Source organism: Enterobacter sp. PP-008-ECC_S150 (assembly GCF_045257065.1).
GTDB classification, from domain to species: Bacteria; Pseudomonadota; Gammaproteobacteria; order Enterobacterales; family Enterobacteriaceae; genus Enterobacter; species Enterobacter chengduensis.
On sequence record NZ_JBJHHG010000035.1, the window covers coordinates 1 to 26,801 of the forward strand.

A 26,801-nucleotide genomic window follows, 5' to 3' on the forward strand; every position below is an offset into this window, starting at 1 on the left:
TTTGAGTGCCCACACAGATTGTCTGATAAATTGTTAAAGAGCAGTGCAACGCGGCTTTCGCTCACCGTTGCGAGGTGGCGTATAATACGCTTTCCTCTTTCAGAGTCAACCCGTTATTTCACGATTTTTTCTCTTCAACCGACCGGGTTGTTTGTGAAGTGATTCACATCTGCCGTGTCGATGGAGGCGCATTATAGGGAGTTCTCCGCGGGCCGCAACCGCTAAATGACAGAAAAATGACTGACTGCTGCATTCCACAGCAAAACCCCGCCTTATACCCATTTATGCACAAACTTATCCACAGAGATAAACGGATCGCGACGCGATCCCACGAATTGAGTGGGAAGATCAACTATACTAGCGGCAAATATTCTCCTCTGTGCAGGCCTTTCCTCATGATCACACAACGCCTCGCCCGCGACTGGCGTCTCCCTACTGCAGGGGTGATGCTGCTGGCCATCCTCTTTGCCGGTTTTACCCTGCATGCGCACTGGAACGCTTTTATCCAGTGGTGTCTCGCCACACAAATTACGCTGCACCGTTATCTGGTGATGTATCTGCTGCAGCTTAATAACCACCAGTACAGCGGCGGACTATGGCTGTTAACGGGCGCTTTCCTTTATGGCGTCCTTCACGCTATCGGACCCGGGCATGGAAAATTCATCGTGACGACCTATCTGACCACCAATAAGGAAAGCGAGCTGGCCGCCCGGGTCGTCCCTTTCCTGGGTAGCCTGATGCAGGGCGTCAGCGCCATTCTGTTTGTCTTTATTCTGGCGGTGGGGTTTAACCTCGCCTCAGGCGATATCAGTACCAGCCGCTGGTACGTAGAGAAGATAAGCGCAGTGCTTATTGGCGCCTTCGGCGCATTCGTCATTTATCAGGCGCTGAAGAGCCTGCGCCCGCGCAGGATGACGATTTCCGCCATTAAGCCGCTTCATCAGCATGATGAACGCTGTGGATGCGGTCATCATGGCGTGGGGGCAAACCTGTCGGAAGGTGACTGGAAAACGCGCCTGGGCGTCATTCTGGCGATTGGCGCACGTCCATGCAGCGGGGCGATCATGATTCTGATGTTCTCGAACGCGCTGGGGATTGTTACCTGGGGGATGGCCGCGGTCATGACCATGTCTTTGGGCACCGCACTGTCTATTATGGGGCTCTCGCTGGCGGTACGTTACGCCCGCGAGCGCACGGTGGCATGGTTCGGAGAAAGCGCCTCATTAAGATGGCTCGTACCGGCAGTCAAAATAGCCGGAGGAATAGTCCTGATCCTCTTCGCGACGGTGCTTTTCCTGACGGTGATCCCCATCAGCGCCAACGGCGACTACATCGCTGCCGGATGCTAATAAAAGAAAACCCGCCGTTGGCGGGTTTTCTTTATCACGCGTTTACTCGTTAATGCGTGGATGCTGGTCCACCAGTCGGGAGCGTTTTTTCTGCAGCTCTTCAATCTCTGCGTCGATATCCTCAATCTTCTGCTCTACGTTATCGTAGTGCTCACGCAGGATCTCTTTCGCTTCCTGAATATCCGACGCCGCAGGCGTTGCGCCTTTCAGAGGACGATTCGCCGTCTCCTTCATGGTAATACCGGTAATCAAACCAATCACCGCGATCACCATCAGATAATAAGCCGGCATCATCAGGTTCTGCGTGCTCTCCACCAGTGAGGCGGCCAGCGTCGGAGTCAGACCGGCAATCAGCACCGAGATGTTAAAGGCCGCGGCCAGCGCGCTGTAGCGAATGTGGGTTGGGAACATCGCGGGCAGCGTTGAGGCCATTACCCCGATAAAGCAGTTGAGGATCACCGCCAGCATCAGCAGACCGGCAAAAATCAGCCCCAGCACATCACTGTTAATCAGGATGAAAGCCGGAATTGCCAGCGCAAACAGCGCAACGCTTCCCAAAATAATGAACGGTCGACGGCCAAAGCGGTCGCTCAGCAGGCCCATAATCGGCTGCACAAACAGCATACCGACCATGATGGCGATAATAATCAGCACACCGTGATCTTCCGAGTAGTGCAGGTTATGCGACAGGTAGCTCGGCATGTAGGTCAACAGCATGTAGTAGGTCACGTTGGTGGAAATCACCAGACCAATACAGGTCAGCAGGCTGCGCCAGTGCTTAGTGGCAATCTCTTTGAACGATACCTTCGGACCATCCTGCAGCCCTTCGCGGTCACCCTGCTCCAGCTTATCGACGTGCTGCTGGAACGCAGGCGTCTCTTCAAGCGCATGACGCAGGTAGAGTCCAATGATCCCCAGCGGCAAGGCCAGGAAGAACGGAATACGCCAGCCCCAGTCGAGGAAGTTATCTTCACCCACGACGGTTGAAATCAGCACTACCACGCCCGCGCCCAGGACAAACCCGGCAATGGAGCCGAAGTCCAGCCAGCTCCCCATAAAACCGCGCTTACGGTCAGGGGAATATTCGGCAACAAAGATCGAGGCGCCGGTATATTCACCGCCCACGGAGAAGCCCTGCGCCATCTTACAGATCAGCAGCAGAATCGGCGCCCAAATGCCGATGGTGGCATAAGACGGTATAAGACCGATACAGAATGTACTGATCGACATAATGACGATGGTGATAGCCAGGATCTTCTGACGACCATATTTATCGCCGAGCATACCGAAGAACAGACCGCCCAGCGGGCGAATCAGGAAGGGAACGGAGAACGTACCCAGTGCGGCAATCATCTGCAGGCTGGGATCGGCCCCGGGGAAAAACACTTTACCTAAGGCATAGGCCACAAAGCCGTAGACACCAAAATCGAACCATTCCATCGCATTACCGAGCGACGCCGCGGTAATGGCTTTACGAAGTTTCGCGTCATCAATAATGGTGACGTCGCGAAGCGTGATGGGTTTAACCTTTTTCCTTCTCAGCATAGCTATCCTCGTTGACTCGGCCCTGTCTGTTTCACAGTCCAGTTTGCGTTCTGTGAACCATGGGATCCGCTCCATGCGAATCGCCTTATTCAAGCGTAGCAGGTTTACTTACATTGACGTTTTCCGTCGATACAACCGAACCTGTTGACGCCTGCCTGGGCAGTTAATGACCTTTTTACCCTACCAGCGTTTATATTTGTGATCAACTTCACACATATTTCTACCCCTGGTCAGCTTAGTCCAATTTTTGTCAAGAAGTGCCAATAGGCACTTCCTTATCCTGCTGAAAGATCATCCTCACGCGCGTCATTATTTCTTCCCTAACAAAAAGACAAACCACGTTATTTCACATCGGGTTTACATAAATTCCCACCCACAGAAGCAGGTCTCAACTTTTACATTGAATATGTGACAAAGATAACTAAAACGATGTTTTATTTTCATTGAATCACTATTCCAATGATCGCATGATAAATCCGAATACAGCGTTTTATGTGTTTTCAAAAGAGGTTAATCGAAAGCGCTCATTTAATTGCGTTGCGGGATTATCGAGAAAAAACCGCAAACAAAAAATAGCAACCAATTGAATTTAATAACTAATTATTAACACCTATCACCCGTCCTGCGGGATCCGATGTGAGGTTTGTCTATGAAGATTAAAGCCACGATAGAACGCATACCTGGCGGTATGATGCTGGTTCCGCTGGTTCTGGGCGCGCTCCTGAATACCCTTGCTCCCGATACCGGAGCTTATTTTGGGGGGTTCACTAAAGGCATGATTACCGGCACGGTTTCGATTCTTGCCGTCTGGTTTTTTTGTATCGGCGCATCCATTAATTTGCGAGCGACGGGTACCGTATTACGGAAATCCGGCACGCTGGTGATAACCAAAATAGCCGTAGCCTGGGTAGTCGCCATGATATGCGCGATGTTCATTCCAGAGAATGGAATTCAGACCGGGTTCTTCGCGGGTTTATCGGTTCTGGCAATTGTCTCAGCGATGGATATGACCAACGGCGGGCTGTACGCCAGCCTGATGAACCAGTACGGAACGAAGGAAGAGTCCGGCGCATTTGTGCTGATGTCTCTGGAATCCGGCCCGCTGATGACGATGCTTATTCTCGGGTCTGCTGGCCTGGCGTCGTTTGAACCCCACCACTTTGTCGGCGCGATCCTGCCCTTCCTGATCGGTTTCGCCCTAGGTAATCTCGATCACGATCTGCGTGATTTCTTCAGCAAAGCCACGCCGGTGCTCATCCCGTTCTTTGGCTTTGCGCTGGGCAACACCATCAACCTGAAGGTCATTCTTGATACCGGCCTGCTGGGTATTGTGCTGGGCGTTGCGGTAATCATCATCACCGGTATTCCGCTGATTATTGCCGACCGGGTGATTGGCGGAGGAAACGGCACGGCGGGCGTCGCCGCCTCTTCAGCCGCAGGCGCTGCCGTCGCAAACCCGGTGATTATTGCCCAAATTAACCCGGCCTTCGAACCGGTGGCGGCTTCAGCCACAGCACTGGTTGCCGCCAGCGTGATCGTCACCGCGATTCTGGTGCCCATCATTACCGCGCTGTACGCGAAACGCTACGGGAATATGCAACAATCCCAGCCTGAACCAAAACCGATAGAAATGCATCATTAACAAACCGCACCCGACCATCCCCTCTCCCCTCTGGGGAGAGGGCCAGGGTGAGGGGTTCACCCAAAAATCTCTTCCACCATCCCGTCCACCAGCCGTTTTGCCGAGCAAAGCCTCGGCATCCCCAGCGCGACGGTCTGCCAGTTTTGCGTCACTGACCAGCTCAACGGATGTTTATCCGCCTGACACCAGTCCCCCAGCCAGCCCAGCATGTCTTTATGGTCGATTAATCCCGGAGAGGCTGGCGTTGTTAGCCACTGATGATAGAAGTGGCGAGTCGTGGGTGACGCATTGATGCCCTGCGCCAGATAGTTAGCCGCCATGCTGCGCAGGTTATCCTTGAGCATTGCCGCCACGTCCTCATTCGCCAGGCGGCATGCATCACCGAATGCCCCCCAGCGCAGCTCTTCCAGGACGATAAAACAGCGTCCGGCCAGCGACCAGCCATCGTAATGCCCCGCCCGCCAGCGCGTAAAAATCTGCTCGCTGTGCTCGCCCGCCTGAACCGTCAGCCCGCGCTGGGTCAGCGCCTTTTCTTTCCAGGCAGCACGCTGGGTAAAATGAGAAGCGAGTTCAGCGTACTGCTGCATGAGTCCGGGAGACTGCTGGGCGCGCGGATGCGTTTGCTGGCGCGAAGCAATCAGCTTCTCAGCCATCAGCGTCAGCGCGAGATGACCCGGGTCAAGCATGCCGGCCAGTTTTTCCGCCAGCCCCAGGCGCAGCGCTGCATTCTCGTTGAGCATACCCGCCATCGCCCAGGGGCGTAGCCGGGTATGCGTCATGATTTCCTGCGTCAGACGTTCCCGAAACTGAAGCTGTTGTGGTCCCGGATGGGGATGACGCGACGCGTCTACCCCCTGTACCAGATCGACCATAAATTTGGGATTAATACATTCCAGCGTTCGCCCGGGGCCGTCCAGTAATGGTGTTGTCATGGTTGCTCTGCCGCGAATAGAGTTTGAATATCATCGCGTAACAGTCGGGTATCTTCCTGTATCCACGTCGCAGTAGTGATGCTTTGCTTCAACAACTGACAGAGCGCTCGGGTTGAATGCTCGTTCTGTTGACGCACTGCGAGGCTATCACGCAAGCTTTCCTGTAACCCGGTCAGGCACAACGAAAATTCTGCAAAGAACGTTGCCATTCCTGCCGTAACAGAGACATCGACCTGCGCGGACAAAGCTTTACCTATTTGTTCACAAAACTGCTCAATATGTTGCTTAAATTTGTCATGTAATTGCGCAATGTCGATAACATAGCGCGTGCGCGTTTCTACATACTCATCCCAGCCCCAGCCCGGATTATTGAGCCAGCGAGAGACCGTTTCTCGCATGCTGCTCCCGCCTGATGGCCGGACGGCCTGACTGTCATCCTGCGCTATCGCATCGTTAAACAGCGCCCGCGTATTGAAATTAAGCTGGCTCGCCTGAAACGCCGGGAAACTGATTCGCGTCCGAAAACCCGCATGGCTCAGATGCGCTTTAATACGCGTTTCGATAGGGCGCATGGCTTCGTTCAGGGAACGCGCCAGCGTAGACTCCAGCTGATCGAAGCGTAACGCCAGCTCCCGGCAGATCTTCGCCTGCGCGTCCAGCATCACGCGCTCGCAGGAGGAGCGGATTTTATTCAGCGCGATCTGCGCCTGGCTTTCGTCGTCCAGAACCAGCTGCTTCAGCCCGTGCGGCTCGTCGCCGTGAGGGTTCTGCCGATCGATGCCTGCCACATCAAGAATATGCTGAGCGCTGAATACCTCGCCAATAGCCTGGTTAAGCGCGGCTTTCTGGCCCCCCATAAAGTCTGCGGTGGCGCTCAGCGCCTCTTCAACCTCATGTTTCACCTCATCGCTCACCACGCGCTGACGCGTCTGCAGAAGCGCCATGTCCTCTTCAAGGCGGGCGATATTCAGCTCCAGCGCCTCAAAGGCCACCGTCAGCCCCTGATAGCGGAAATCGAGATACTCACGGGCATTTTGCGCGTAATTCAGTAGCTTGTGCGAGGCCGAACGTAGCGCGTAGAGCGAGGCATTGGCATAGGCAGCGTGAATCAATTTGCGTATGGGCTGTTCGAATAGCGAATCTTCCCAGAGCAAATCGGCGGAGTGACGAAGATGGTCAATATCCTCCAGGTCCGCCGTACGCCAGCGTCGCCCAAGGGCAGCTTCGGCAAAATCCTGCACCCAGGGTTGCTCCTGAGGATCCGGCAGTTGCCCACGGGTACTCATCTCGTAGCGCGCGCGGTTCGCCAGATACGCCCACATGGACGAAACGGGGTAGATCTGGCCCGGTGAAATATTGCCTTTCATTAAGGTGCCGGAGATCATCGCCCGGATCTGCTCTTCATCGTCGCTATTGCGATCTTTCTGATCGAATTTATTGACCAGCGCATACAGCGGCACTGATTTTCCCGCCGTGGAAATGGCCTGACGAACTTCTTCATCAGAGATGGATTTAAGCTGGGTATAATCCATCACGGCCAGCACCGCCGACGCGCGGGACAGCTGCTCGCTGAGCATTTTTTGCAGATGCGGCTGTCCGGCCTCATTCGGCCCGGGCGTATCGAGCAGCGTCAGCTGTCCAAGATGTGCATCCAGACCCGCAAGATGCACAAACTCCACTTCAATCACCGGGATATGCTCGATAGCCGCATATTCAGAGAACGGAAACGCCACGCCTAACGCCTGAGATAGCCTCACCAGATCGTTGAGGCTTTTCAGACAATGAAATATCGGCTGTGCGCCCAGGTGATGCTTCTCAAACGCTTCGCCTTTTTCGATGCGCTCGAGCAGCGTATTCATGTCTTTATCAATTTCCAGACGCTGGGCCAGCTTCCCGCGATCGTAATCGCACAGCTTTTTCTGCAGAAGTTGAATCAATTCATCAATGGGCGAAGCATGGGAGAAATGCAGCACCGGCTCCTTTTGTCCCGGCGTGTGGCGAATCAGGGTAGGCAGCGCCGTCATCGGACGATTGCGGTTCGGCAGCACTTCGGTCCCCACAATCGCGTTAATGGTGGTCGATTTCCCCGCTTTCATGGTACCCACAATCGCCAGAACCATTTCCAGCCGGGTTATTTTGCGTAATTCATTATTCAGCATCGCCTGCTGCGCTTCGACGCCGCGCGCACTAAAATGCAGAGGCAAAACGTTGTTCTTTTCACCCGTAATGGCAGCCGCTGTGCTCTCCAGCATTGCAGTCGGCATTGATTTCAACGTATCAAGATTTTGCAGGGCAAGCTGTAACAAACGCTCAGCTTCCTGGCTTAATTCAAAAATGGTCTGTGTGTGCATGATAAAAGCCTTTCCTTAACGCAAATTTATTACTTTTATTAAGCCACTGGTTTTAATTATGTTGTTCAGGCTTATATGATCACGTGTGGAAAACATGTTCGCCGAAATATAACTGATTGAAGATAATCAGAAATAATTCACTATCCTTGCATGGCGTGTATAGCTCCCCTTCTGGCCTGACGGCCAAAAGAAAAAAGCGTAGCCCATTTTTAAGAAACTTCAGGATATATCATCGTTATTTACCCACCTAAAAAGAGAGGTAACGCGCCACGGCCATAAGATATGTATGGCAGCGAAGTCAGGAGATAAATAACAATGTGTCGCTTCACCTTATCCGAAATGGAGGAGCGTAGCAATTTGCCGCAATAAAATATTCGATATATTTAGCATCAATTCTTTCCACCGTGTTAATGACGTAAGCATCGCTTAACTGACTGACAGGAAGTGTCACTCGCGATACGCTTTTTGCCATTTTTTTAATTCACAATGTCACCGACAAACGTGTGGATTTACGCTATACTTGCCGCCTTTTTCGGCACGCTGCCGTCATTTAGCTGGCACTTTCCAGCGCGTTAACACTTTTGAGGATACCGATATGTCACTCCCACACTGCCCAAAATGCAATTCTGAATACACCTACGAAGATAACGGCATGTTCATCTGCCCGGAATGCGCTCACGAATGGAATGATGCCGAACCCTCACACGATGCTGATGTTCTTGTCGTAAAAGATGCTAACGGCAATCTGCTGGCGGACGGCGACAGCGTTACCGTGATTAAAGATCTGAAAGTGAAAGGCAGTTCTTCCATGCTGAAGATTGGCACCAAAGTGAAGAATATCCGTCTGGTTGAAGGCGATCATAATATCGACTGCAAAATTGACGGCTTCGGTCCGATGAAGCTGAAATCTGAGTTCGTGAAAAAGAACTGATTTCTCTTTTTTGTAGGCCGGATAAGCGCAGCGCAGCCGGCAAAAGCGCCCGGTGGCGCTTCGCTTACCGGGCCTACAACAGCTAAACTTAATGGGCATTTCTTACGTGAGGTAAAGATTATGCCGTTAAGTCCCTACATCTCGTTTGTCGGCAACTGCGCAGAGGCCACCGCCTTCTACCAGCAGGCCGTCGGCGCAGAGCTTCTCTATAAAATCACATTCGGCGAAATGCCAAAAAGCGAAAACAGCGAAGAAGGCTGTCCGTCCGGTATGCAATTTCCGGATTCGGCTATCGCTCACTCCAACGTCCGCATTGCGGGCAGCGATATCATGATGAGCGACGGGATGCCGCCCGGCAGCCACGCGCAGTACGCGGGTTTCACGCTGGTTCTCGACACCCAGGATGTGTCCGAAGGCAAGCGCTGGTTCGATAACCTCGCCGCAGGCGGGAATATCGAGATGGCCTGGCAGGAAACCTTCTGGGCGCACGGTTTCGGCAAAGTCACCGATAAATACGGCGTGCCGTGGATGATTAACGTCGTTAAGCAACACCAAACGTCGTAGGCCGGATAAGCGCAGCGCAGCCGACAACAGCGTCCGCTGGCGCTGCGCTGACCGGGCCTACGGTGATTGTCATCGCTTTCACTTCAACTCTTCAAACTCCCGCAACCCAGACTTAACCCAAATGTCACATTGATGCGCCAGCATGAGGCCACATTTATCGTGAGGCCCAGCACATGCAAACCGTCATCCGCGTCGAGAAACTGAGCAAGACCTTCCATCACAACAAGGCTCTGCATGCCGTTGATCTGACCGTCCAGCAGGGCGAAATGGTGGCGCTGCTGGGACCATCCGGTTCGGGTAAATCCACCCTTCTGCGCCATTTAAGCGGTCTTATCACCTGCGATAAAACGCCGGAAAGCCACGTCGAGCTGCTGGGCAATACCGTGCAGCGTGCGGGGCGTCTCGCCAGCGACATCCGCAAGAGCCGCGCCCAGACGGGCTACATCTTCCAGCAGTTCAACCTGGTGAACCGCCTGACGGTGCTGGAGAACGTGCTGATTGGCGCGCTCGGCAGCACCCCTTTCTGGCGCACCTGTCTGCGCTGGTTCTCCCCTTCCCAGAAGCAGGAAGCCTTACGGGCGCTGACCCGCGTCGGCATGGCGCATTTCGCCCACCAGCGCGTATCCACCCTGTCCGGTGGACAACAGCAGCGCGTGGCGATTGCGCGCGCGCTGATGCAGAAAGCGCAAATCATTCTCGCTGATGAACCTATTGCCTCGCTGGACCCGGAATCCGCCCGCATCGTGATGGAGACCCTGCGCGACATTAACCAGAACGACGGCATCACCGTGGTGGTCACGCTGCATCAGGTGGATTACGCCCTGCGCTACTGCGAACGCATTGTCGCCCTGCGTCAGGGGCACGTGTTCTTTGATGGCGCGAGCCATCAGTTTGATAACGAACGTTTTGACCATCTCTACCGCAGCATTAACCGCGTCGAAGAGAACGCGCAGGCTGCTTAATTAACCCCGATCCGAGGAAAGTACATGAGCTACAAAGCCGTTGCCGCGCTGGCCTTTACCAGCATGTTCAGCCTCAGCACCCTGTTAAGCCCAGCGTATGCGGAAGAGCAGGAAAAAGCGCTGAACTTCGGCATTATTTCGACGGAATCACAGCAGAACCTGAAGCCTCAGTGGGAACCGTTCCTGAAAGATATGGAAACCAGGCTGGGGATCAAAGTAAACGCCTTCTTCGCCCCGGACTACGCGGGCATCATCCAGGGGATGCGCTTCAATAAAGTGGACATCGCCTGGTACGGCAACCTCTCCGCCATGGAAGCAGTGGACCGCGCCAACGGCCAGGTCTTTGCCCAGACCGTCGCGGCAGATGGCTCCCCGGGCTACTGGAGCGTGCTGATCGTCAACAAAGACAGCCCGATCAACAATCTCAACGACATGCTTGCCAAACGCAAAGAGCTGACCTTCGGCAACGGCGACCCGAACTCCACCTCCGGTTACCTTGTCCCCGGCTACTACGTCTTCGCCAAAAACAACGCCTCCGCCAGCGACTTCAAACGCACCGTAAACGCCAGCCACGAAACCAACGCCCTGGCCGTGGCCAACAAGCAGGTGGATGTTGCCACTAACAACACCGAGAACCTCGACAAGCTGAAAACCTCAGCGCCGGACAAGCTGAAGGAGATCAAGGTTATCTGGAAGTCTCCGCTGATCCCCGGCGACCCGATCGTCTGGCGTAAAAACCTCTCCGAGAGCACTAAGGACAAGGTCTACGACTTCTTTATGACCTACGGCAAAACGCCGGAAGAGAAAGCGGTTCTGGAACGCCTGGGCTGGGCGCCGTTCCGTCCGTCAAGCGACCTGCAGCTGGTTCCGATTCGCCAGCTAGCGCTGTTTAAAGAGATGCAGGGCGTGAAGGACAACAAAGGGCTGAAGGACGAGGAGAAGACCAGCAAAGTGGCTGCGATTCAGGCCCAGCTGGAAGACCTCGACCGCCTGACCGCCGCGCTGGGTGCCATGACCAGCGTGAATAAAGCGGTGCAGTAACGCTTTTCGCCCGGTGGCGCTGCGCTTACCGGGCCTACATTTTGGCTCGTAGGCCGGATAAGCGTAGCGCCATCCGGCACACAAAGACCTGCGGAGTAATACATGCAAACCATCACCCTCCCGCCGCCTAAGCGCAGCTGGTTCTCGCTCATCAGCTGGGCCATCCTGCTGGCGGTGCTGGTTATCTCCTGGAAGGGCGCGGAAATGGATCCGCTGCTGCTCTTCAAAGATTCCGGCAACATGGCGACCTTCGCCGCCGACTTCTTCCCGCCGGACTTCAGCCAGTGGCAGGACTACCTCAGCGAAATGGCGGTCACCCTGCAAATTGCCGTCTGGGGCACCGCCCTTGCCGTCATTCTCTCCATTCCCTTTGGCCTGATGAGCGCGGAAAACATCGTGCCGTGGTGGGTATACCAGCCGATGCGCCGCCTGATGGACGCCTGCCGCGCCATCAACGAAATGGTCTTTGCGATGCTGTTCGTGGTTGCCGTGGGTCTGGGTCCGTTCGCGGGCGTGATGGCGCTGTTCATCCACACCACCGGCGTGCTCTCCAAGCTGCTTTCCGAAGCGGTTGAAGCCATCGAGCCCGGCCCGGTTGAGGGCATTCGCGCAACGGGCGCCAACAAAATCGAAGAGATCCTTTACGGCGTCCTGCCGCAGGTGATGCCGCTGCTGATCTCCTACTCCCTGTACCGCTTTGAGTCCAACGTTCGCTCTGCGACCGTGGTCGGCATGGTCGGCGCAGGCGGGATTGGCGTCACCCTGTGGGAAGCGATTCGCGGTTTCCAGTTCCAGCAAACCTGCGCCCTGATGGTGCTCATCATCGTGACCGTCAGCCTGCTGGATTTCCTCTCTCAACGTTTGCGTAAGCACTTCATCTGAGAAGCGAGGCTTTGTTTTCTATGCACTTATCCAGACATCCGACCAGTTACCCCACCCGCTGGCAAGAAATTGCCGCCAGGCTCGAAGTGGAGCTGCGCACCCACTACCGCTGCGGGGACTATCTGCCCGCCGAGCAGCAGCTAGCGGATCGCTATGAAGTGAATCGCCACACCCTGCGCCGGGCCATTGACCAGTTGGTCGAGCGCGGCTGGGTCCAGCGCCGTCAGGGCGTGGGCGTGCTGGTGCTGATGCGCCCGTTCGACTATCCGCTCAATGCCCAGGCGCGCTTTAGCCAGAACCTGCTGGATCAGGGCAGCCACCCGACCAGCGAAAAGCTGCTGTCGGTATTGCGCCCGGCCTCCAGCCACGTGGCGGACGCGCTGGGCATTCAGGAGGGCGACAACGTCATCCACCTGCGCACCCTGCGTCGCGTAAACGGCGTGGCGGTGTGCCAGATCGACCACTACTTCGCGGATCTCGCCCTCTGGCCAGTGCTGCAAAACTTTTCCAGCGGTTCCCTGCACGACTTTCTGCAGGATGCCACGGGCATTGCGCTTAAACGCACCCAGACGCGCATCAGCGCCCGTCGCGCGCAGGCGAAAGAGAGCAGGGTGCTCGAAATTCCCAACATGGCCCCGCTGCTCTGCGTGCGCACCCTCAACCACCGTGACGGTGAAGTCAACGCGACGGAATACTCCGTCAGCCTGACCCGCGCCGACATGATCGAATTCACCATGGAGCACTGAATGCACTTCGACACCGCCACCCGACAGCGCTGGATGCGCGTGCTGGCCCACAGCCAGCCTGCCGCGCTGACAGCCCGCATGAGCGCGCTCAGCCTGACGCCAGACTATGACACCCTCCGCGCCCCGGAGATCGGCCTCGTTCAAATCCAGGCGCGCATGGGCGGTACCGGCGAGCGCTTTTTCGCCGGCGACGCCACCCTCACCCGCGCGGCGATCCGTCTGAACAGCGGCACGCTGGGCTACAGCTACGTGCTGGGGCGCGATAAAGCGCACGCCGAGCGCTGCGCGGTGATCGACGCGCTTTTACAGGAACCACCCTATTTCCAGACGTTAATGGAAACCCTTATTGCCCCGCTGGAAGCCGACCGCGCCGCGCGCCTTGCCGCACGTCAGGCCGAAGTGAACACCAGCCGGGTCGACTTCTTTACGCTCGTTCGCGGAGACAACGCATGACGCTTCAACCTGCTTTTACCCTGGCCGTCCAGGATGCCCAACACAGTTTTCGTCGCCTGCTGAAGGCGATGAGCGAGCCCGGCGCGATCGTCTCGCTGCACCAGCTCTCCCAGGGCTGGCTGCCGCTGAATCTGGCGACCACCAGCGTGCTGCTGACCCTTGCCGACAACGACACGACTGTTTGGCTTTCCGGCGCATTATCCAACGATATCGCCAGCCAGAACCTGCGTTTTCACACCGGCGCCCCGCTGGTCGATCGGCCCCAGCAGGCAATCTTTGCCGTAGCCGACGAGCAAATCAGCCATGAACAGCTTAACGCCCTGAGCGAAGGCAGCGCCGTCGCCCCCGAGACCAGCGCCACGCTGATCCTGCAGGTCTCCAGCCTGAGCGGTGGCCGCATGCTGCGCCTGACGGGCGCAGGCATCGCCGACGAGCGCATGGTCGCGCCTCAACTGCCGGAGTGCATCATTCACGAGCTGACCGAGCGCCCGCACCCGTTCCCGCTGGGCATTGACCTGATCCTCACCTGCGGCGAGCGTCTGCTGGCCATCCCGCGGACCACCCACGTGGAGGTGTGCTGATGTACGTTGCCGTCAAAGGGGGCGAGAAGGCCATCGCCGCCGCCCATGCGCTGCAGGCGCACAGACGACGGGGCGATGAACGGCTTCCCGAGCTGAGCGTTGCCCAGATTGAACAGCAGCTCAACCTCGCCGTTGACCGGGTGATGACCGAGGGCGGCATCGCCGACCGCGAATTGGCGGCGCTGGCCCTGAAGCAGGCCAGCGGCGATAACGTGGAAGCCATCTTCCTGCTGCGCGCCTACCGCACCACGCTTGCCAAACTGGCGGTGAGCGAGCCGGTAAACACCGCCGACATGCGCCTGGAGCGCCGCATCTCCGCCGTTTACAAAGACGTGCCCGGCGGCCAGCTGCTTGGCCCGACCTACGACTACACCCACCGCCTGCTGGATTTCACCCTGCTGGCGAACGGCGAAGCGCCGCAGCTCAGCACTTCCGACGCGGAACAGGAACCGTCTCCGCACGTCTTCAGCCTGCTGGCGAAACAGGGTCTGGCGAAAGCGGAACAGGACTCAGGCGCGCAGCCGGACGACATCACCCGCACGCCGCCGGTTTATCCGTGCTCGCGCTCCTCCCGCCTGCAGCAGCTGATGCGCGGCGACGAGGGCTATCTGCTGGCGCTGGCCTACTCCACCCAGCGCGGCTACGGGCGCAACCACCCGTTTGCCGCCGAAATTCGCAGCGGCTACATCGACGTGGAAATCGTGCCGGAAGAGCTGGGTTTTGCGGTGAACGTCGGCGAACTGCTGATGACAGAGTGTGAAATGGTCAACGGTTTTGTCGCCCCCGAAAATGAAGACCCGCACTTTACCCGCGGCTACGGGCTGGTGTTTGGCCTCGGCGAGCGCAAAGCGATGGCAATGGCGCTGGTCGACCGCGCCCTGCAGGCACCGGACTACGGCGAACACGTTGCGGGCCCGGCGCAGGATGAAGAGTTCGTGCTGGCCCACGCGGATAACGTTGAGGCCGCGGGCTTCGTCTCGCACCTCAAGCTGCCGCACTACGTCGATTTCCAGGCCGAACTGGAACTGCTGAAACGCCTGCAACGGGAGCGCGCCAATGGCTAACTTAAGCGGCTACAACTTTGCCTATCTGGATGAGCAAACCAAACGCATGATCCGCCGCGCTATTCTCAAAGCGGTGGCGATTCCAGGCTATCAGGTGCCGTTCGGCGGCCGCGAAATGCCGATGCCCTACGGCTGGGGTACAGGCGGTATCCAGCTCACCGCCAGCGTGATCGGCGAAGCGGACGTGCTGAAGGTCATCGATCAGGGTGCCGACGACACCACCAACGCCGTGTCGATCCGCAGCTTCTTCCAGCGGGTAACGGGCGTCGCGACCACCGAAAAAACCGAAGACGCGACGCTGATCCAGACCCGTCACCGCATTCCGGAAACCCCGCTGACGGAAGATCAGATTCTGATTTTTCAGGTGCCGATCCCGGAGCCGCTGCGCTTTATCGAGCCGCGCGAAACCGAAACCCGCACCATGCACGCCCTGGAAGAGTACGGCGTTATGCAGGTGAAGCTGTACGAGGACATCGCCCGCTTCGGCCATATCGCCACCACCTACGCCTACCCGGTGAAGGTCAACGGGCGCTACGTCATGGACCCGTCACCGATCCCGAAATTCGATAACCCGAAGATGGACATGATGCCCGCCCTGCAGCTGTTCGGCGCCGGGCGTGAAAAACGCATCTACGCCGTACCGCCGTACACGCGTGTCGAAAGCCTGGATTTCGACGATCACCCGTTTACGGTGCAGGAGTGGGACGAGCCGTGCGCCATCTGCGGATCCCAACACAGCTATCTGGACGAAGTGGTGCTGGACGACACGGGCAAACGGATGTTTGTCTGCTCCGACACCGACTACTGCCGCCAACAGAGCGAGGCGAATAGCCAATGAAACCGCTGCTTTCGGTTAACAACCTGACCCACCTGTATGCGCCGGGCAAAGGCTTTAGCGACGTGTCGTTCGAGCTGTGGCCGGGCGAAGTGCTTGGGATTGTCGGCGAGTCCGGCTCCGGCAAGACCACCCTGCTGAAATCCATCTCCGCGCGCCTGACGCCGCAGAACGGCGACATTTTGTATGAGGGCACCTCGCTGTACGGCATGAGCGAGGCCGAGCGCCGCCGCCTGCTGCGCACCGAGTGGGGCGTGGTGCACCAGCACCCGATGGACGGCCTGCGCCGTCAGGTCTCGGCGGGCGGCAACATCGGCGAACGGCTGATGGCCACCGGCGCGCGCCACTACGGCAACATCCGCGCCACGGCGCAGCACTGGCTGGAGGAAGTTGAAATCCCCGCCTCGCGCATTGACGACCTGCCGACGACCTTCTCCGGCGGCATGCAGCAGCGATTGCAGATTGCGCGCAACCTGGTCACGCATCCGAAGCTGGTGTTTATGGATGAACCCACCGGCGGGCTGGACGTCTCCGTGCAGGCGCGCCTGCTCGACCTGCTGCGCGGTCTGGTGGTGGAGCTGAACCTGGCGGTGGTGATTGTCACCCACGATTTAGGCGTTGCGCGCCTGCTGGCGGACCGTCTGCTGGTGATGAAGCAGGGCCAGGTAGTGGAAAGTGGGTTAACCGACCGGGTGCTTGACGATCCCCACCATCCTTACACCCAGCTGCTGGTGTCGTCCGTGTTGCAGAACTGAGGTTGCTGTTGCCGGGTGGCGCTGCGCTTACCCGGCCTACGAACACCGCACCCGTAGGCCGGGTAAGGCGCAGCCGCCACCCGGCAAAAAGAACACCGCACCTGTAGGCCGGGTAAGGCGCAGCCGCCACCCGGCAAAAAGAGCACCGCACCTGTAGGCCGGGTAAGGCGCAGCCGCCACCCGGCAAAAAGAACACCGCACCCGTAGGCCGGGTAAGGCGCAGCCGCCACCCGGCAAAAAGAGCACCGCACCTGTAGGCCGGGTAAGGCGAAGCCGCCACCCGGCAAAAAGAGCACCGCACCTGTAGGCCGGGTAAGGCGAAGCCGCCACCCGGCAAGAAAACGCCACGAGGCCAACATGATCCACGTACAAAACGTCAGTAAAACCTTCGTGCTCCACCAGCAAAACGGCGTGCGCCTGCCGGTCCTGCAAAACGCCTCTCTGGAGGTCGGCAAAGGCGAATGCGTTGTGCTGCACGGCCATTCCGGCAGCGGAAAATCGACCCTGCTGCGCTCCCTGTACGCCAACTATCTGCCGGACGAAGGCCATATTCGTATTCGCCACAATGATGAATGGGTCGATCTGGTGCAGGCTCCCGCCCGTAAGGTGCTCGAGGTGCGCCGCTCGACGATCGGCTGGGTAAGCCAGTTTCTGCGGGTGATTCCCCGGATCTCCGCCCTGGACGTGGTGATGCAGCCGTTGCTGGATCTCGGCGTGCCGCGCGAAGCCTGCGCCGCCAAAGCCGCCAGCCTGCTGACGCGCCTCAACGTGCCCGAGCGCCTGTGGCACCTGGCCCCGTCGACCTTTTCCGGCGGCGAGCAGCAGCGCGTCAACATCGCCCGCGGCTTTATCGTCGACTACCCGATTTTACTTCTGGATGAACCTACCGCCTCGCTCGACGGTAAAAACAGCGCGGCCGTGGTGGAACTGATCGAGCAGGCCAAAGCGCGTGGGGCGGCGATCGTCGGGATCTTCCACGACGATGCCGTTCGCACCCGCATAGCGGACAGACTGCACCCAATGGGGACAACCGTATGATTATCAATAACGTCAGGCTGGTGCTGGAAAACGAGGTCGTTGGCGGGTCGATTGAGATCCAGGACGGCGTCATCCGCGCGTTTGCCGAAACCCAAAGCCGCGCGCCCGAGGCGATGGACGGTGAAGGCGGCTGGCTGCTGCCGGGGCTGATCGAGCTGCATACCGATAACCTGGACAAATTTTTCACCCCTCGCCCGAAGGTGGACTGGCCCGCCCATTCGGCGATGAGCAGCCACGACGCGCTGATGGTCGCCAGCGGCATTACCACCGTGCTGGACGCGGTGGCCATTGGCGACGTTCGCGACGGCGGCGATCGCCTGGAGAATCTGGAAAAAATGATCAACGCCGTGGAGGAGACGCAAAAGCGCGGCCTCAACCGCGCCGAGCACCGTCTTCACCTGCGCTGCGAGCTGCCGCACCACACTACGCTGCCGCTGTTTGAAAAGCTGGTTGGGCGCGAGCCGGTCTCGCTGGTCTCACTGATGGACCACTCGCCGGGGCAGCGCCAGTTCGCCAATATTGCAAAGTACCGCGAATACTATCAGGGCAAATATTCCCTCAGCGATGCGGAGATGGCCCGTTACGAAGAAGAGCAGCTGGCGCTGGCGGCCCAGTGGTCGCAGCCCAATCGCCTTAAGATTGCCGCGATCTGCCGGGACCGCAATATCGCGCTGGCCAGCCATGACGACGCCACGCACGATCACGTGCGCGAATCCCACCAGCTCGGCATCGCGATCGCTGAATTTCCCACCACGTTCGAAGCGGCCGAGGCCTCGCGCAAACACGGCATGAGCGTGCTGATGGGCGCGCCGAACATCGTGCGCGGCGGATCGCACTCCGGCAACGTGGCGGCGAGCAGGCTTGCTTCCCTCGGCCTGCTGGATATCCTCTCGTCCGACTACTACCCCGCCAGCCTGCTGGATGCGGCGTTCCGGGTGGCCGACAACGAGGACAACAGCTTTACGCTGCCGCAGGCGATTCGGCTGGTGACGAAAAACCCGGCCTCGGCGCTTAATCTTCACGATCGCGGGGAAATCGCCGAGGGGAAACGCGCGGATCTGGTGCTGGCCCACCGCAAGGGGGAGCACATCCATATCGACCACGTCTGGCGTCAGGGAAAAAGGGTGTTCTGATGGGAAGACTCGTCTGGTTAATGGGGCCCTCCGGCTCCGGTAAGGACAGCCTGCTGTCTGCCTTACGGCAGCGGGAACATCCCCAGCTGCTGGTGGCGCACCGCTACATCACCCGCGCGGCCAACGCAGGGAGTGAAAACCATATCGCCCTGAGCGAGCAGGAGTTTTTCATCCGCGCCGGGCAAAACCTGCTGGCGCTGAGCTGGCACGCCAACGGCTACTACTATGGGATCGGGATTGAGACCGACCTGTGGCTGCATGCGGGGTTCGACGTGCTGGTCAACGGCTCGCGGGCGCATCTTCCGCAGGCGCGCGCCCGCTATGGCGCGTCCCTTCTGCCGGTCTGTCTGCAGGTTTCGCCGGACGTCCTGCGCAGCCGGTTGCAGAGCCGGGGGCGTGAATCCGCCCGCGAGATCGACCAGCGGCTTGCGCGCGCGGCCCGCTATGCTCCGTCCGACTGTCACATCCTCAACAACGACGGAAGTTTGCTACAGTCAGTCGATACTTTTTTATCGCTTATTCGTCAGAAGGAGAACCAGCATGCCTGACTGTACGCTTCGCCCCGCCACCGCGGACGATGCGCAAATCGTTTACGCGTTAATCTGCGAATTAAAGCAGGCCGAGTTCGATCGCCAGGCGTTTCACGCAGGCTATCTTGCCAATTTGCAGGATCGCAACATGCACTACCAGCTTGCCGAGCTGGACGGGGAAGCCATCGGCATGATCGGCCTGCACATGCAGTTTCACCTCCATCACGCGCGCTGGATCGGCGAGATCCAGGAGCTGGTAGTGATGCCGCAGGCGCGCGGGTTAAAGGTGGGAAGCCAGCTGCTGGCCTGGGCGGAGGACGTCGCGCGACAGGCCGGCGCGGAGCTGACCGAACTGTCCACCAGCGTGAAGCGCGTGGATGCGCACCGTTTTTACGTTCGCGAAGGCTATACGCAGAGCCATTTTCGATTCACCAGGCCGCTGTAGAGGTGCGTTATGAGTCTGACAATCACGTTGACGGGAACGGGTGGCGCCCAGCTGGTGCCGGTCTTTGGCTGCGACTGCGCGGCATGCCGCCGGGCGCGCCTGCAGGACAGCTATCGCCGTCGCCCCTGTAGCGCGGTGGTCAAATTCAACGATGCCGTCACCCTGCTGGATGCGGGCATTCCGCACCTGATGGACGACTGGCCCGCAGGCAGCTTCCAGCAGTTTTTGCTGACCCATTACCATATGGATCACGTCCAGGGGCTGTTCCCCCTGCGCTGGGGCGTTGGCGCGACGATCCCGGTTTACGGCCCGCCGGACGAAGCGGGCTGTGACGACCTGTTTAAACATCCGGGGATTCTGGATTTCAGCCACACGGTCGAGCCGTTTGTGATGTTTGAACTTCAGGGCCTGCGGGTCACGCCGCTGCCGCTCAACCATTCGAAGCTGACCTTTGGGTATTTGCTGGAGTCGGCCCACAGCCGCGTGGCATGGCTTTCCGACACCGCCGGGCTGCCGGAAAAAACGGCGAAGTTTCTGCTCAACAATCAGCCGCAGTCGATGATCATCGACTGCAGCCATGAACCGCGCGACGAGACGCCGCGAAACCATAGCGACTTAAATACCGTGATTGCGCTGAACGAGGTGATTGGCTGCCCGCAGGTGATCCTGACGCACATCAGCCACCAGTTTGACGTGTGGATGATGGATAACCCGCTGCCGGACGGCATTGAGGCGGGGTATGACGGGATGATACTGGTGCTGGATTAGATTTTGCCGGGTGGCGGCTGCGCCTTACCCGGCCTACGGTCCGCGGTTTTGTAGGCCCGCGTAAGCGAAGCGCCACCGGGCATTATCCGCGATCGTAATCGTCTTCTAACCGCCGCTCATCTTCTTCTAACCGACGCCTGTCGTCATCCAGCTGACGCTGACGCTCGTCTAAACGGCGGCGTCTGTCTTCAAGCTGCCGGCGACGATCGTCGTACTGGCGACTGTCGATCTGACGGCTGCGATCGTAACGATCGTCATCGTCATTGCTGCGGCTGCTGTTTGGGTTATAGGCATCGTTGATCGCCTGCTGAATGTTGCCAATAGCATCATCAACAATATCGGCATGAGCCAGCTGGCTGGTGAGTGACAGCAGACCAAATAACAGAGCAGTTGAGTAACGTTTCATAAGGCCAGACTCGCAGGTGAACTGGCCTTACGATAATGAACAGCAGGAAACGGGGGTAGCGGAGGAATCTCAAATTCAGTTGTGTCCAGGGACTTCCATCAGTTGATTCGTACGCTGTTTATTTTCTGCGACCAGAACGATGCCGTAGCATTTTTGATCCGGCGAATGGCTCCAGATACGATCTTCGGGGATACACCCTCCGTCATAGATAACCTTGCTACCATCATACGGCCAAAATGCGCCCTGCTCGGTATCGAGAACAAATACAGCGATTTGGTCAGACTCGCGGGCAATTTTCTGCCAGAGCATCTTCCCACCCTCATACTGTTCAAAGTCGCTGACAAGCGTCACGCCACACTGTAATACCAGGGCTTCATACAGGCGAGTTGCCAGTCCCTTGTCACGCTCGGCGGGATCTACACAGACACCTTCTACCTGAATAACATTGGCATCTTCCCAACAGCGCTCGACGGCAATGATATCTTCACCCAAATGCGTTTTACGTTGTAAATCCAGGGCAGCAACAACCCGATGCCGGGGCACCCCATCGAAGGTTTCGATATCCGCTTCAATAATCGCAGCTCTTGGCGTCTGGCTATCAAAAATAACATGTAGCACTCGCCCGGAAAGCTCAAACTCATCAACGAGTTTAAACGACCTGGCAATTGTGCTCGGGCTGTATGTTGTAGGCATCACGATCATTTGTGAGTCCCCCTTTGTGAGTACCGGCATAATTCCTTTTATATCCCAATCTGCTAAATTTTGCGCAGATTAACATCACCGGCGACAACGATGCTCTTGATGAAATCCTAAACAGGGGTCATTTAAAAACATATTTTCCGCAGCGCCTGCGCCAGCTGCGCGCGGGTAAACGGCTTACGCAGTAGCTGAACGTCCGGCAGCTGAGGATTATGCGTGGGCCGTAAATCCTGGCCGCTGATGAGCAGCACCGGAAGCTGCGGATAATGGCTGCGCACGTGGTTAATCACCTCGGCTCCGCCCAGGCTTCCCGGCAACATCAGGTCGCTGATAAACATGCCAATATCCGGCGACGCCGCCAGCATGCTCAGCGCCTGCTCGCCGTTGTCCGCTTCCAGCGTCAGGTAACCAAGCTGGTGCAACTGCTCACACAGTGTCTGACGAACGTCCGCCTCATCTTCCAGCACCAGCACCAGGCGCTCGCTATCGACGGAGGCGGTCGCTGACAGCGCTTCATCCTCTGCCGCGGCGGGAAGGGTCGAGCGCGGCAGATGAAGCCGGACGGTGGTTCCCTGCCCCGGCGCGCTTTCAATCTCAACGCGACCACCGGACTGGCGCACAAAGCCGTAGACCATCGACAGCCCTAACCCGCTCCCGCTCCCGGTCTGCTTGGTGGTAAAGAACGGTTCAAAGACCCGGGATTTAATCTCCTGCGACATGCCGCTGCCGCGGTCAATCACTTCTAGCGCCACCATATCCTGCCTGCGCCCGTCGCTGCGGGTGACGCGCTGATTCCAGGTGCGAATTTTGATCGCTCCGCTTTGCCCCTCCATCGCATCACGCGCGTTCATCACCAGGTTGATGATGGCGTTTTCCAGCTGGCTGACGTCTATCCAGGCGGGCCAGGCAGGGGATTGCGCTTCAATCTCCAGGGTCAGGGTGGCGGGCAGGGAGTGGCGCAGCAGTTCCCGGAGGTTCTCCAGCAGCGGCAGCATCTCTACCGCATGCGGCGTCAGGGATTGCTTGCGAGAAAACGCCAGCAGGCGCTGGGTCAGTAAGGCGCCACGCTCGGCCGCCTTCAGCGCCCGGGCGATGCGCGGCGCATCGTTCGATTCAGGTTCAGTAAGCTCAAGACTGCCGATGATCACCGCCAGCAGGTTGTTAAAATCATGCGCCAGCCCGCCGGTTAGCTGTCCAACCGCCTTCATTTTCTGGCTGTGCAGCAGCGCCTCTTCCAGCCCCTGACGCTCAACGCGGTCGATCTCCATCTGCGTGGTTTTCTCTTTCAGCAGCCGCGTGGTGTGCTCAAGCGAGGCGGTATTGCGGGCAAAAACGTTAAACGCGCGCGCCAGCTCTCCCAGCTCATCGCGCCGCTGCAGGGCGGGAACGGAAACATCCTGCTCGCCGTGGGCAAGGCGCGACATCGCCCGGGAAATGGCGGTCAGGTTAGAGGCCAGATTGCGGTAAATATACCAGCAGGCGCACCCGGTAATAATCAGCGCCAGCAGGGCGAAGACGCTGATAAACACGCTGATGGACTGTAGCTCGTGATGGCTCTGCGCTGTACGCAGCCGTGAAGCCTGCGCCACCTGCTCGACGTACTGATTAATGTCACCGTTGAGGATCGCCACCAGCGCCTTGATGTGGAACATATACCAGCTTATCGCCAGATCGCTCTCTTCCAGCTGTTTCGACAGCGGGCCGAGCTTGCCTAACTCAGCATTAAAATCAGGCAAGACCCCCTTCACGACCGGCTGCACAGCATTTCGGGGCAGCGTTGCGGCCACCGCGTCCAGCTGCTGAACGGTCGCGCGCGGCGAAGGGGTATCGATGGCGGCGGCGATCAGCCGGTCCATCTCCATCAGGTGCAGCGCATCCGGAACGTTGCTGCCATAGCGGCGGTTGAGTTCCTGCAGATGGCGCAGGTAGCTCTGGCTTTGGTACAGCGCGCTCAGCAGGGCGTTACGTTCCAGATGGCGCCGCTGACCACGTTCCAGCATCTCCGTCACGCTCTGCTGAAGCTCATTGCTTCGTTGAATAATCCGCGCCACCAGGGCCGGTTCCTGCTGGGCCAGCGGGGCATCCGCAAGCTGTTCCAGCGAGCGGCGCAGGGCCATTTGCGTCTGCTTGAGGCGCTCGGCTTCACCTTTGTACTCCAGCGCCCCGACGACCTGCGAAAGCCGCACCGCCGCCGTCGCCACGTTTGCCGTATCGCGCGCCAGGTTCATGCTGCCGGTCATGTCATCCAGCGTTTGCTGCTGCACCTGCTCCTGGATCTGGCTGGCGTGCCGAAAGCCAAGCACCGCCACGCCGCTCACCATCAGCGTTACGGCGACCACCAGCAGATTAAAAATCAGCAGGCGGCCTCGGGCGCTGGCGAAGAACGGCGGGCGTGATGGCATGGGTTTGGGCTCCTGTGCGGTTTGGTGCCCCCTCACCCTGACCCTCTCCCCAAAGGGGCGAGGGAATGATTTGCTCCCTCTCCCTTCCAGGGAGAGGGCTGGGGTGAGGGTAAAATGTGATCCACCTTAGCTATTCATCACTATGACAAATATGAACAGCTTCTGACATTTTGCATTTACGCACCTGTGATGAAGTGCAGAAATCGGCATTCACAGGAGATCCGCCATGAGCAGAACACCGGTATTAGAGATGCGCGGCATTGCCAAAACGTTTGGCAGTTTCCACGCGCTCAAGGGTGTAGATTTGACGGTTTTTCCCGGTGAGATCCACGCGCTGATGGGCGAAAACGGCGCGGGAAAAAGCACGCTAATGAAAATCCTCGCGGGCGCCTATACCGCCACCGGCGGCGAGATCCTGATTGACGGACAGCCGTTTCACATTAAAGGGCCGAAAGACGCGCTGGCCGCAGGCATTACCCTGATTTATCAGGAGATGCAGCTCGCGCCCAATCTGACCGTAGCCGAGAATATCTTCCTCGGCAGCGAGCTGTCGCGCGGCGGGATGGTGCAGCGTAAAGAGATGGCCGCCCAGGCGCAGGCGGTCATCGACCGTCTCGGCGCGCAGTTCAGCGCCACCGATTTGGTGATGAAGCTGACCATCGCCGAGCAGCAGCAGGTGGAAATCGCCCGCGCGCTGCACCGCAACAGCCGCATTCTGGTGATGGATGAACCCACCGCCGCCCTCTCCTCGCGGGAAACGCACCGCCTGTTTGAACTGATTTTGCGCCTGCGCGATGAAGGGATGGCGATTATTTACATCAGCCACCGCATGGCGGAAGTGTATGAACTCTCTGACCGCGTCAGCGTCCTGCGCGACGGGCAGTACGTCGGCAGCCTGACGCGCGATAAGCTCAACGCCTCCGAGCTGGTGCGCATGATGGTGGGCCGCCCGTTGAGCGACCTGTTCAACAAGGAGCGTGATATTCCCCTCGGCAGCCCGCGCCTCAACGTGCACCACCTCACCGACGGTAAAAAGGTGCAGCCGTGCAGCCTGCAGGTGCGTTCCGGCGAAATCGTCGGCCTGGCGGGCCTGGTCGGAGCCGGACGCTCCGAGCTGGCGCAGCTCATCTTCGGCGTGCGCAAAGCCACCGGCGGCATGATTGAGGTCGACGGCGAGCCGGTGGTGATCCACTCCCCGCGTGCCGCCATCGAGAACGGCATCGGTTTCCTCACCGAGAACCGCAAGGAACAGGGGCTGTTTCTGGAGCTGGCGGCGCAGGAGAACATCACCATGGCGACGCTCGAGCGCGACGCTACCTTCGGCATGCTGAACCGCAAAAAAGCGCAGTCGATTTCCGATGACGCCATCGCCCTGCTCAACATCCGCGTACCGCATTCGCAGGTGCGAGCGGGCGGGCTGTCCGGCGGCAACCAGCAAAAGCTGCTGATCTCCCGCTGGGTCGCCATCGGCCCGCGCATTCTGATTCTCGACGAACCGACGCGCGGCGTGGACGTCGGGGCGAAAAGCGAGATCTACCGCATCATGAACCAGATGGCGCGCAAAGGGGTGGCGATTTTAATGATCTCCAGCGAGCTGCCGGAAGTGGTGGGCATGAGCGACCGGGTCTACGTGATGCGCGAAGGGAGCATCGCGGGCGAGCTCCACGGGCGCGACATCTCTCAGGAAAACATCATGACGCTGGCAACCGGCGTCAACGACACTCATCATCAGGCGGTGTAACCATGACGCATTCAACCAGTCCGCAGCAGGTGGCGAAATCCGCCTCCGCAAAAAAAATGCTGATGAGCGATCTGATGCAAACGGTCGGCATTTTGCCGATTCTTATCCTGATCGTGGCGGTATTTGGCTTTATCGCCCCGAACTTCTTCACCGAGAGCAACCTGCTCAACATCACCCGTCAGGCGTCGATCAACATCGTGCTGGCGGCGGGAATGACCTTCATCATCTTAACCGGCGGGATTGACCTCTCCGTCGGCTCGATTCTGGGCACCACGGCGGTGGCGGCGATGGTGGTGTCGCTTATTCCTGAGTTCGCCATGCTCTCCATCCCGGCCGCGCTGATGCTCGGCATGGTGCTGGGCCTGTTTAACGGCGCGCTGGTGGCCTTTGCCGGGCTGCCGCCCTTTATCGTCACGCTCGGCACCTACACGGCGCTGCGCGGTGCGGCCTACCTGCTGGCCGACGGCACGACGGTCATTAACTCCAACATCAGCTTCGAGTGGATCGGCAATAACTATCTCGGCCCGATTCCCTGGCTGGTGGTCATCGCCCTGGCGGTGATTGCGGTGTGCTGGTTCATCCTGCGCCGCACCACGCTCGGCGTACACATCTATGCGGTGGGCGGCAACATGCAGGCGGCACGCTTAACGGGCATTAAGGTCTGGCTGGTGCTGCTGTTTGTCTACGGCATGAGCGGGCTGCTATCCGGCCTCGGCGGCGTGATGAGCGCCTCGCGCCTCTACAGCGCCAACGGCAACCTCGGCACGGGCTACGAGCTGGACGCGATTGCGGCGGTGATCCTCGGCGGCACCAGCTTCGTCGGCGGGATCGGCACGATCACCGGCACGCTGGTCGGCGCGCTTATCATCGCCACCCTCAACAACGGCATGACGCTGATGGGCGTCTCCTACTTCTGGCAGCTGGTGATCAAAGGGGCGGTGATCATCATAGCGGTGCTGATCGACAAATACCGTACCCGACACCATCAAAGTGCATAACAACAAAA

Annotated in this window: 26 protein-coding genes; 20 read left to right on the forward strand and 6 right to left on the reverse strand. The window is 58.5% G+C overall.

Annotated elements, in window-relative coordinates; translation table 11 throughout:
- Positions 1-395: 395 nt before the first annotated feature.
- Positions 396-1,349, forward strand: a complete 954-nt coding sequence (locus ACJBF3_RS24310; protein ID WP_045332216.1) for a nickel/cobalt transporter — start codon at positions 396-398, stop codon at positions 1,347-1,349.
- A gap of 42 nt (positions 1,350-1,391) precedes the next feature.
- Here ACJBF3_RS24310 and proP read toward each other — a convergent pair whose 3' ends face one another.
- Positions 1,392-2,894, reverse strand: a complete 1,503-nt coding sequence (gene proP / locus ACJBF3_RS24315) for a glycine betaine/L-proline transporter ProP (RefSeq protein WP_045332213.1) — start codon at positions 2,892-2,894, stop codon at positions 1,392-1,394.
- 649 nt (positions 2,895-3,543) lie between these two features.
- Here proP and kdgT point away from each other — a divergent pair.
- On the forward strand, positions 3,544-4,536 hold the full coding sequence (gene kdgT, locus ACJBF3_RS24320; RefSeq protein ID WP_045332058.1) for a 2-keto-3-deoxygluconate transporter: 993 nt from the start codon (positions 3,544-3,546) through the stop codon (positions 4,534-4,536).
- A gap of 56 nt (positions 4,537-4,592) precedes the next feature.
- Here kdgT and ACJBF3_RS24325 read toward each other — a convergent pair whose 3' ends face one another.
- Positions 4,593-5,468, reverse strand: coding sequence for a diguanylate cyclase regulator RdcB family protein (locus ACJBF3_RS24325; protein WP_045332056.1), 876 nt, complete (start codon positions 5,466-5,468; stop codon positions 4,593-4,595).
- Positions 5,465-7,819, reverse strand: coding sequence for a clamp-binding protein CrfC (gene crfC / locus ACJBF3_RS24330; RefSeq protein ID WP_045332054.1), 2,355 nt, complete (start codon positions 7,817-7,819; stop codon positions 5,465-5,467). Before crfC ends, ACJBF3_RS24325 begins: the two co-directional genes overlap by 4 nt.
- Positions 7,820-8,414: 595 nt before the next feature.
- On the opposite strand from crfC, the gene ACJBF3_RS24335 reads away from it, so the two are divergent.
- The 16 genes from ACJBF3_RS24335 (at position 8,415) to phnP (ending at position 20,547) form a co-directional block, all read left to right on the forward strand.
- Entirely contained in the window at positions 8,415-8,750 is a 336-nt protein-coding gene (locus tag ACJBF3_RS24335; protein WP_045332051.1) for a zinc ribbon domain-containing protein YjdM, read from the forward strand.
- Positions 8,751-8,870: 120 nt separating this feature from the next.
- Positions 8,871-9,314, forward strand: coding sequence for a VOC family metalloprotein YjdN (gene yjdN, locus ACJBF3_RS24340; protein ID WP_045332048.1), 444 nt, complete (start codon positions 8,871-8,873; stop codon positions 9,312-9,314).
- Positions 9,315-9,487: 173 nt separating this feature from the next.
- A complete protein-coding gene (gene phnC, locus ACJBF3_RS24345) occupies positions 9,488-10,276 on the forward strand; it encodes a phosphonate ABC transporter ATP-binding protein (RefSeq protein WP_045332045.1) in 789 nt (262 codons plus the stop codon).
- A 24-nt stretch (positions 10,277-10,300) separates the two neighbouring features.
- Positions 10,301-11,317 carry a phosphonate ABC transporter substrate-binding protein gene (gene phnD / locus ACJBF3_RS24350; protein WP_045332042.1) on the forward strand — a complete coding sequence of 339 codons (1,017 nt, stop codon included), beginning with the start codon at positions 10,301-10,303 and terminating at the stop codon, positions 11,315-11,317.
- Between the two features lie 102 nt (positions 11,318-11,419).
- Positions 11,420-12,199 carry a phosphonate ABC transporter, permease protein PhnE gene (gene phnE, locus ACJBF3_RS24355; protein ID WP_045332039.1) on the forward strand — a complete coding sequence of 260 codons (780 nt, stop codon included), beginning with the start codon at positions 11,420-11,422 and terminating at the stop codon, positions 12,197-12,199.
- A gap of 20 nt (positions 12,200-12,219) precedes the next feature.
- Positions 12,220-12,945 carry a phosphonate metabolism transcriptional regulator PhnF gene (phnF, locus tag ACJBF3_RS24360; protein WP_045332035.1) on the forward strand — a complete coding sequence of 242 codons (726 nt, stop codon included), beginning with the start codon at positions 12,220-12,222 and terminating at the stop codon, positions 12,943-12,945.
- A complete protein-coding gene (gene phnG / locus ACJBF3_RS24365) occupies positions 12,946-13,398 on the forward strand; it encodes a phosphonate C-P lyase system protein PhnG (protein ID WP_045332034.1) in 453 nt (150 codons plus the stop codon).
- Positions 13,395-13,979 carry a phosphonate C-P lyase system protein PhnH gene (phnH, locus tag ACJBF3_RS24370; protein ID WP_045332030.1) on the forward strand — a complete coding sequence of 195 codons (585 nt, stop codon included), beginning with the start codon at positions 13,395-13,397 and terminating at the stop codon, positions 13,977-13,979. The genes phnG and phnH overlap by 4 nt, the downstream gene beginning before the upstream one ends.
- Positions 13,979-15,043, forward strand: a complete 1,065-nt coding sequence (locus ACJBF3_RS24375) for a carbon-phosphorus lyase complex subunit PhnI (RefSeq protein WP_045332026.1) — start codon at positions 13,979-13,981, stop codon at positions 15,041-15,043. Before phnH ends, ACJBF3_RS24375 begins: the two co-directional genes overlap by 1 nt.
- The gene (gene phnJ / locus ACJBF3_RS24380) at positions 15,036-15,881 is read left to right on the forward strand and encodes an alpha-D-ribose 1-methylphosphonate 5-phosphate C-P-lyase PhnJ (RefSeq protein ID WP_045332024.1); all 846 of its coding nucleotides are present in this window, start codon (positions 15,036-15,038) and stop codon (positions 15,879-15,881) included. Before ACJBF3_RS24375 ends, phnJ begins: the two co-directional genes overlap by 8 nt.
- Positions 15,878-16,633, forward strand: coding sequence for a phosphonate C-P lyase system protein PhnK (gene phnK, locus ACJBF3_RS24385; RefSeq protein WP_045332022.1), 756 nt, complete (start codon positions 15,878-15,880; stop codon positions 16,631-16,633). The genes phnJ and phnK overlap by 4 nt, the downstream gene beginning before the upstream one ends.
- 357 nt (positions 16,634-16,990) lie before the next feature.
- Positions 16,991-17,671, forward strand: a complete 681-nt coding sequence (gene phnL / locus ACJBF3_RS24390) for a phosphonate C-P lyase system protein PhnL (protein ID WP_045328724.1) — start codon at positions 16,991-16,993, stop codon at positions 17,669-17,671.
- Complete coding sequence (phnM, locus tag ACJBF3_RS24395) at positions 17,668-18,804, forward strand: alpha-D-ribose 1-methylphosphonate 5-triphosphate diphosphatase (RefSeq protein WP_045328726.1); 1,137 nt, start codon at positions 17,668-17,670, stop codon at positions 18,802-18,804. The genes phnL and phnM overlap by 4 nt, the downstream gene beginning before the upstream one ends.
- A complete protein-coding gene (gene phnN / locus ACJBF3_RS24400; RefSeq protein WP_088475264.1) occupies positions 18,801-19,352 on the forward strand; it encodes a ribose 1,5-bisphosphokinase in 552 nt (183 codons plus the stop codon). The genes phnM and phnN overlap by 4 nt, the downstream gene beginning before the upstream one ends.
- The gene (gene phnO / locus ACJBF3_RS24405) at positions 19,345-19,779 is read left to right on the forward strand and encodes an aminoalkylphosphonate N-acetyltransferase (protein WP_045328730.1); all 435 of its coding nucleotides are present in this window, start codon (positions 19,345-19,347) and stop codon (positions 19,777-19,779) included. The genes phnN and phnO overlap by 8 nt, the downstream gene beginning before the upstream one ends.
- Positions 19,780-19,788: 9 nt before the next feature.
- Positions 19,789-20,547 (forward strand): phosphonate metabolism protein PhnP, encoded by a 759-nt coding sequence (gene phnP / locus ACJBF3_RS24410; RefSeq protein ID WP_045328732.1) that lies wholly within the window; start codon positions 19,789-19,791, stop codon positions 20,545-20,547.
- 82 nt (positions 20,548-20,629) lie between these two features.
- On the opposite strand, the gene yjdP is transcribed toward phnP, so the two are convergent.
- From yjdP to ACJBF3_RS24425, 3 genes are all read right to left on the reverse strand, one after another.
- Positions 20,630-20,953, reverse strand: a complete 324-nt coding sequence (yjdP, locus tag ACJBF3_RS24415; RefSeq protein WP_045328734.1) for a DDRRRQL repeat protein YjdP — start codon at positions 20,951-20,953, stop codon at positions 20,630-20,632.
- A 75-nt stretch (positions 20,954-21,028) separates the two neighbouring features.
- Complete coding sequence (locus ACJBF3_RS24420; RefSeq protein ID WP_045328962.1) at positions 21,029-21,655, reverse strand: GNAT family N-acetyltransferase; 627 nt, start codon at positions 21,653-21,655, stop codon at positions 21,029-21,031.
- A 122-nt stretch (positions 21,656-21,777) separates the two neighbouring features.
- Positions 21,778-24,054, reverse strand: coding sequence for an ATP-binding protein (locus ACJBF3_RS24425; protein WP_045328736.1), 2,277 nt, complete (start codon positions 24,052-24,054; stop codon positions 21,778-21,780).
- A gap of 226 nt (positions 24,055-24,280) precedes the next feature.
- On the opposite strand from ACJBF3_RS24425, the gene ACJBF3_RS24430 reads away from it, so the two are divergent.
- The gene (locus ACJBF3_RS24430) at positions 24,281-25,795 is read left to right on the forward strand and encodes a sugar ABC transporter ATP-binding protein (protein WP_045328738.1); all 1,515 of its coding nucleotides are present in this window, start codon (positions 24,281-24,283) and stop codon (positions 25,793-25,795) included.
- 2 nt (positions 25,796-25,797) lie between these two features.
- A complete protein-coding gene (locus tag ACJBF3_RS24435) occupies positions 25,798-26,793 on the forward strand; it encodes an ABC transporter permease subunit (RefSeq protein WP_032644731.1) in 996 nt (331 codons plus the stop codon).
- Positions 26,794-26,801: the final 8 nt, after the last annotated feature.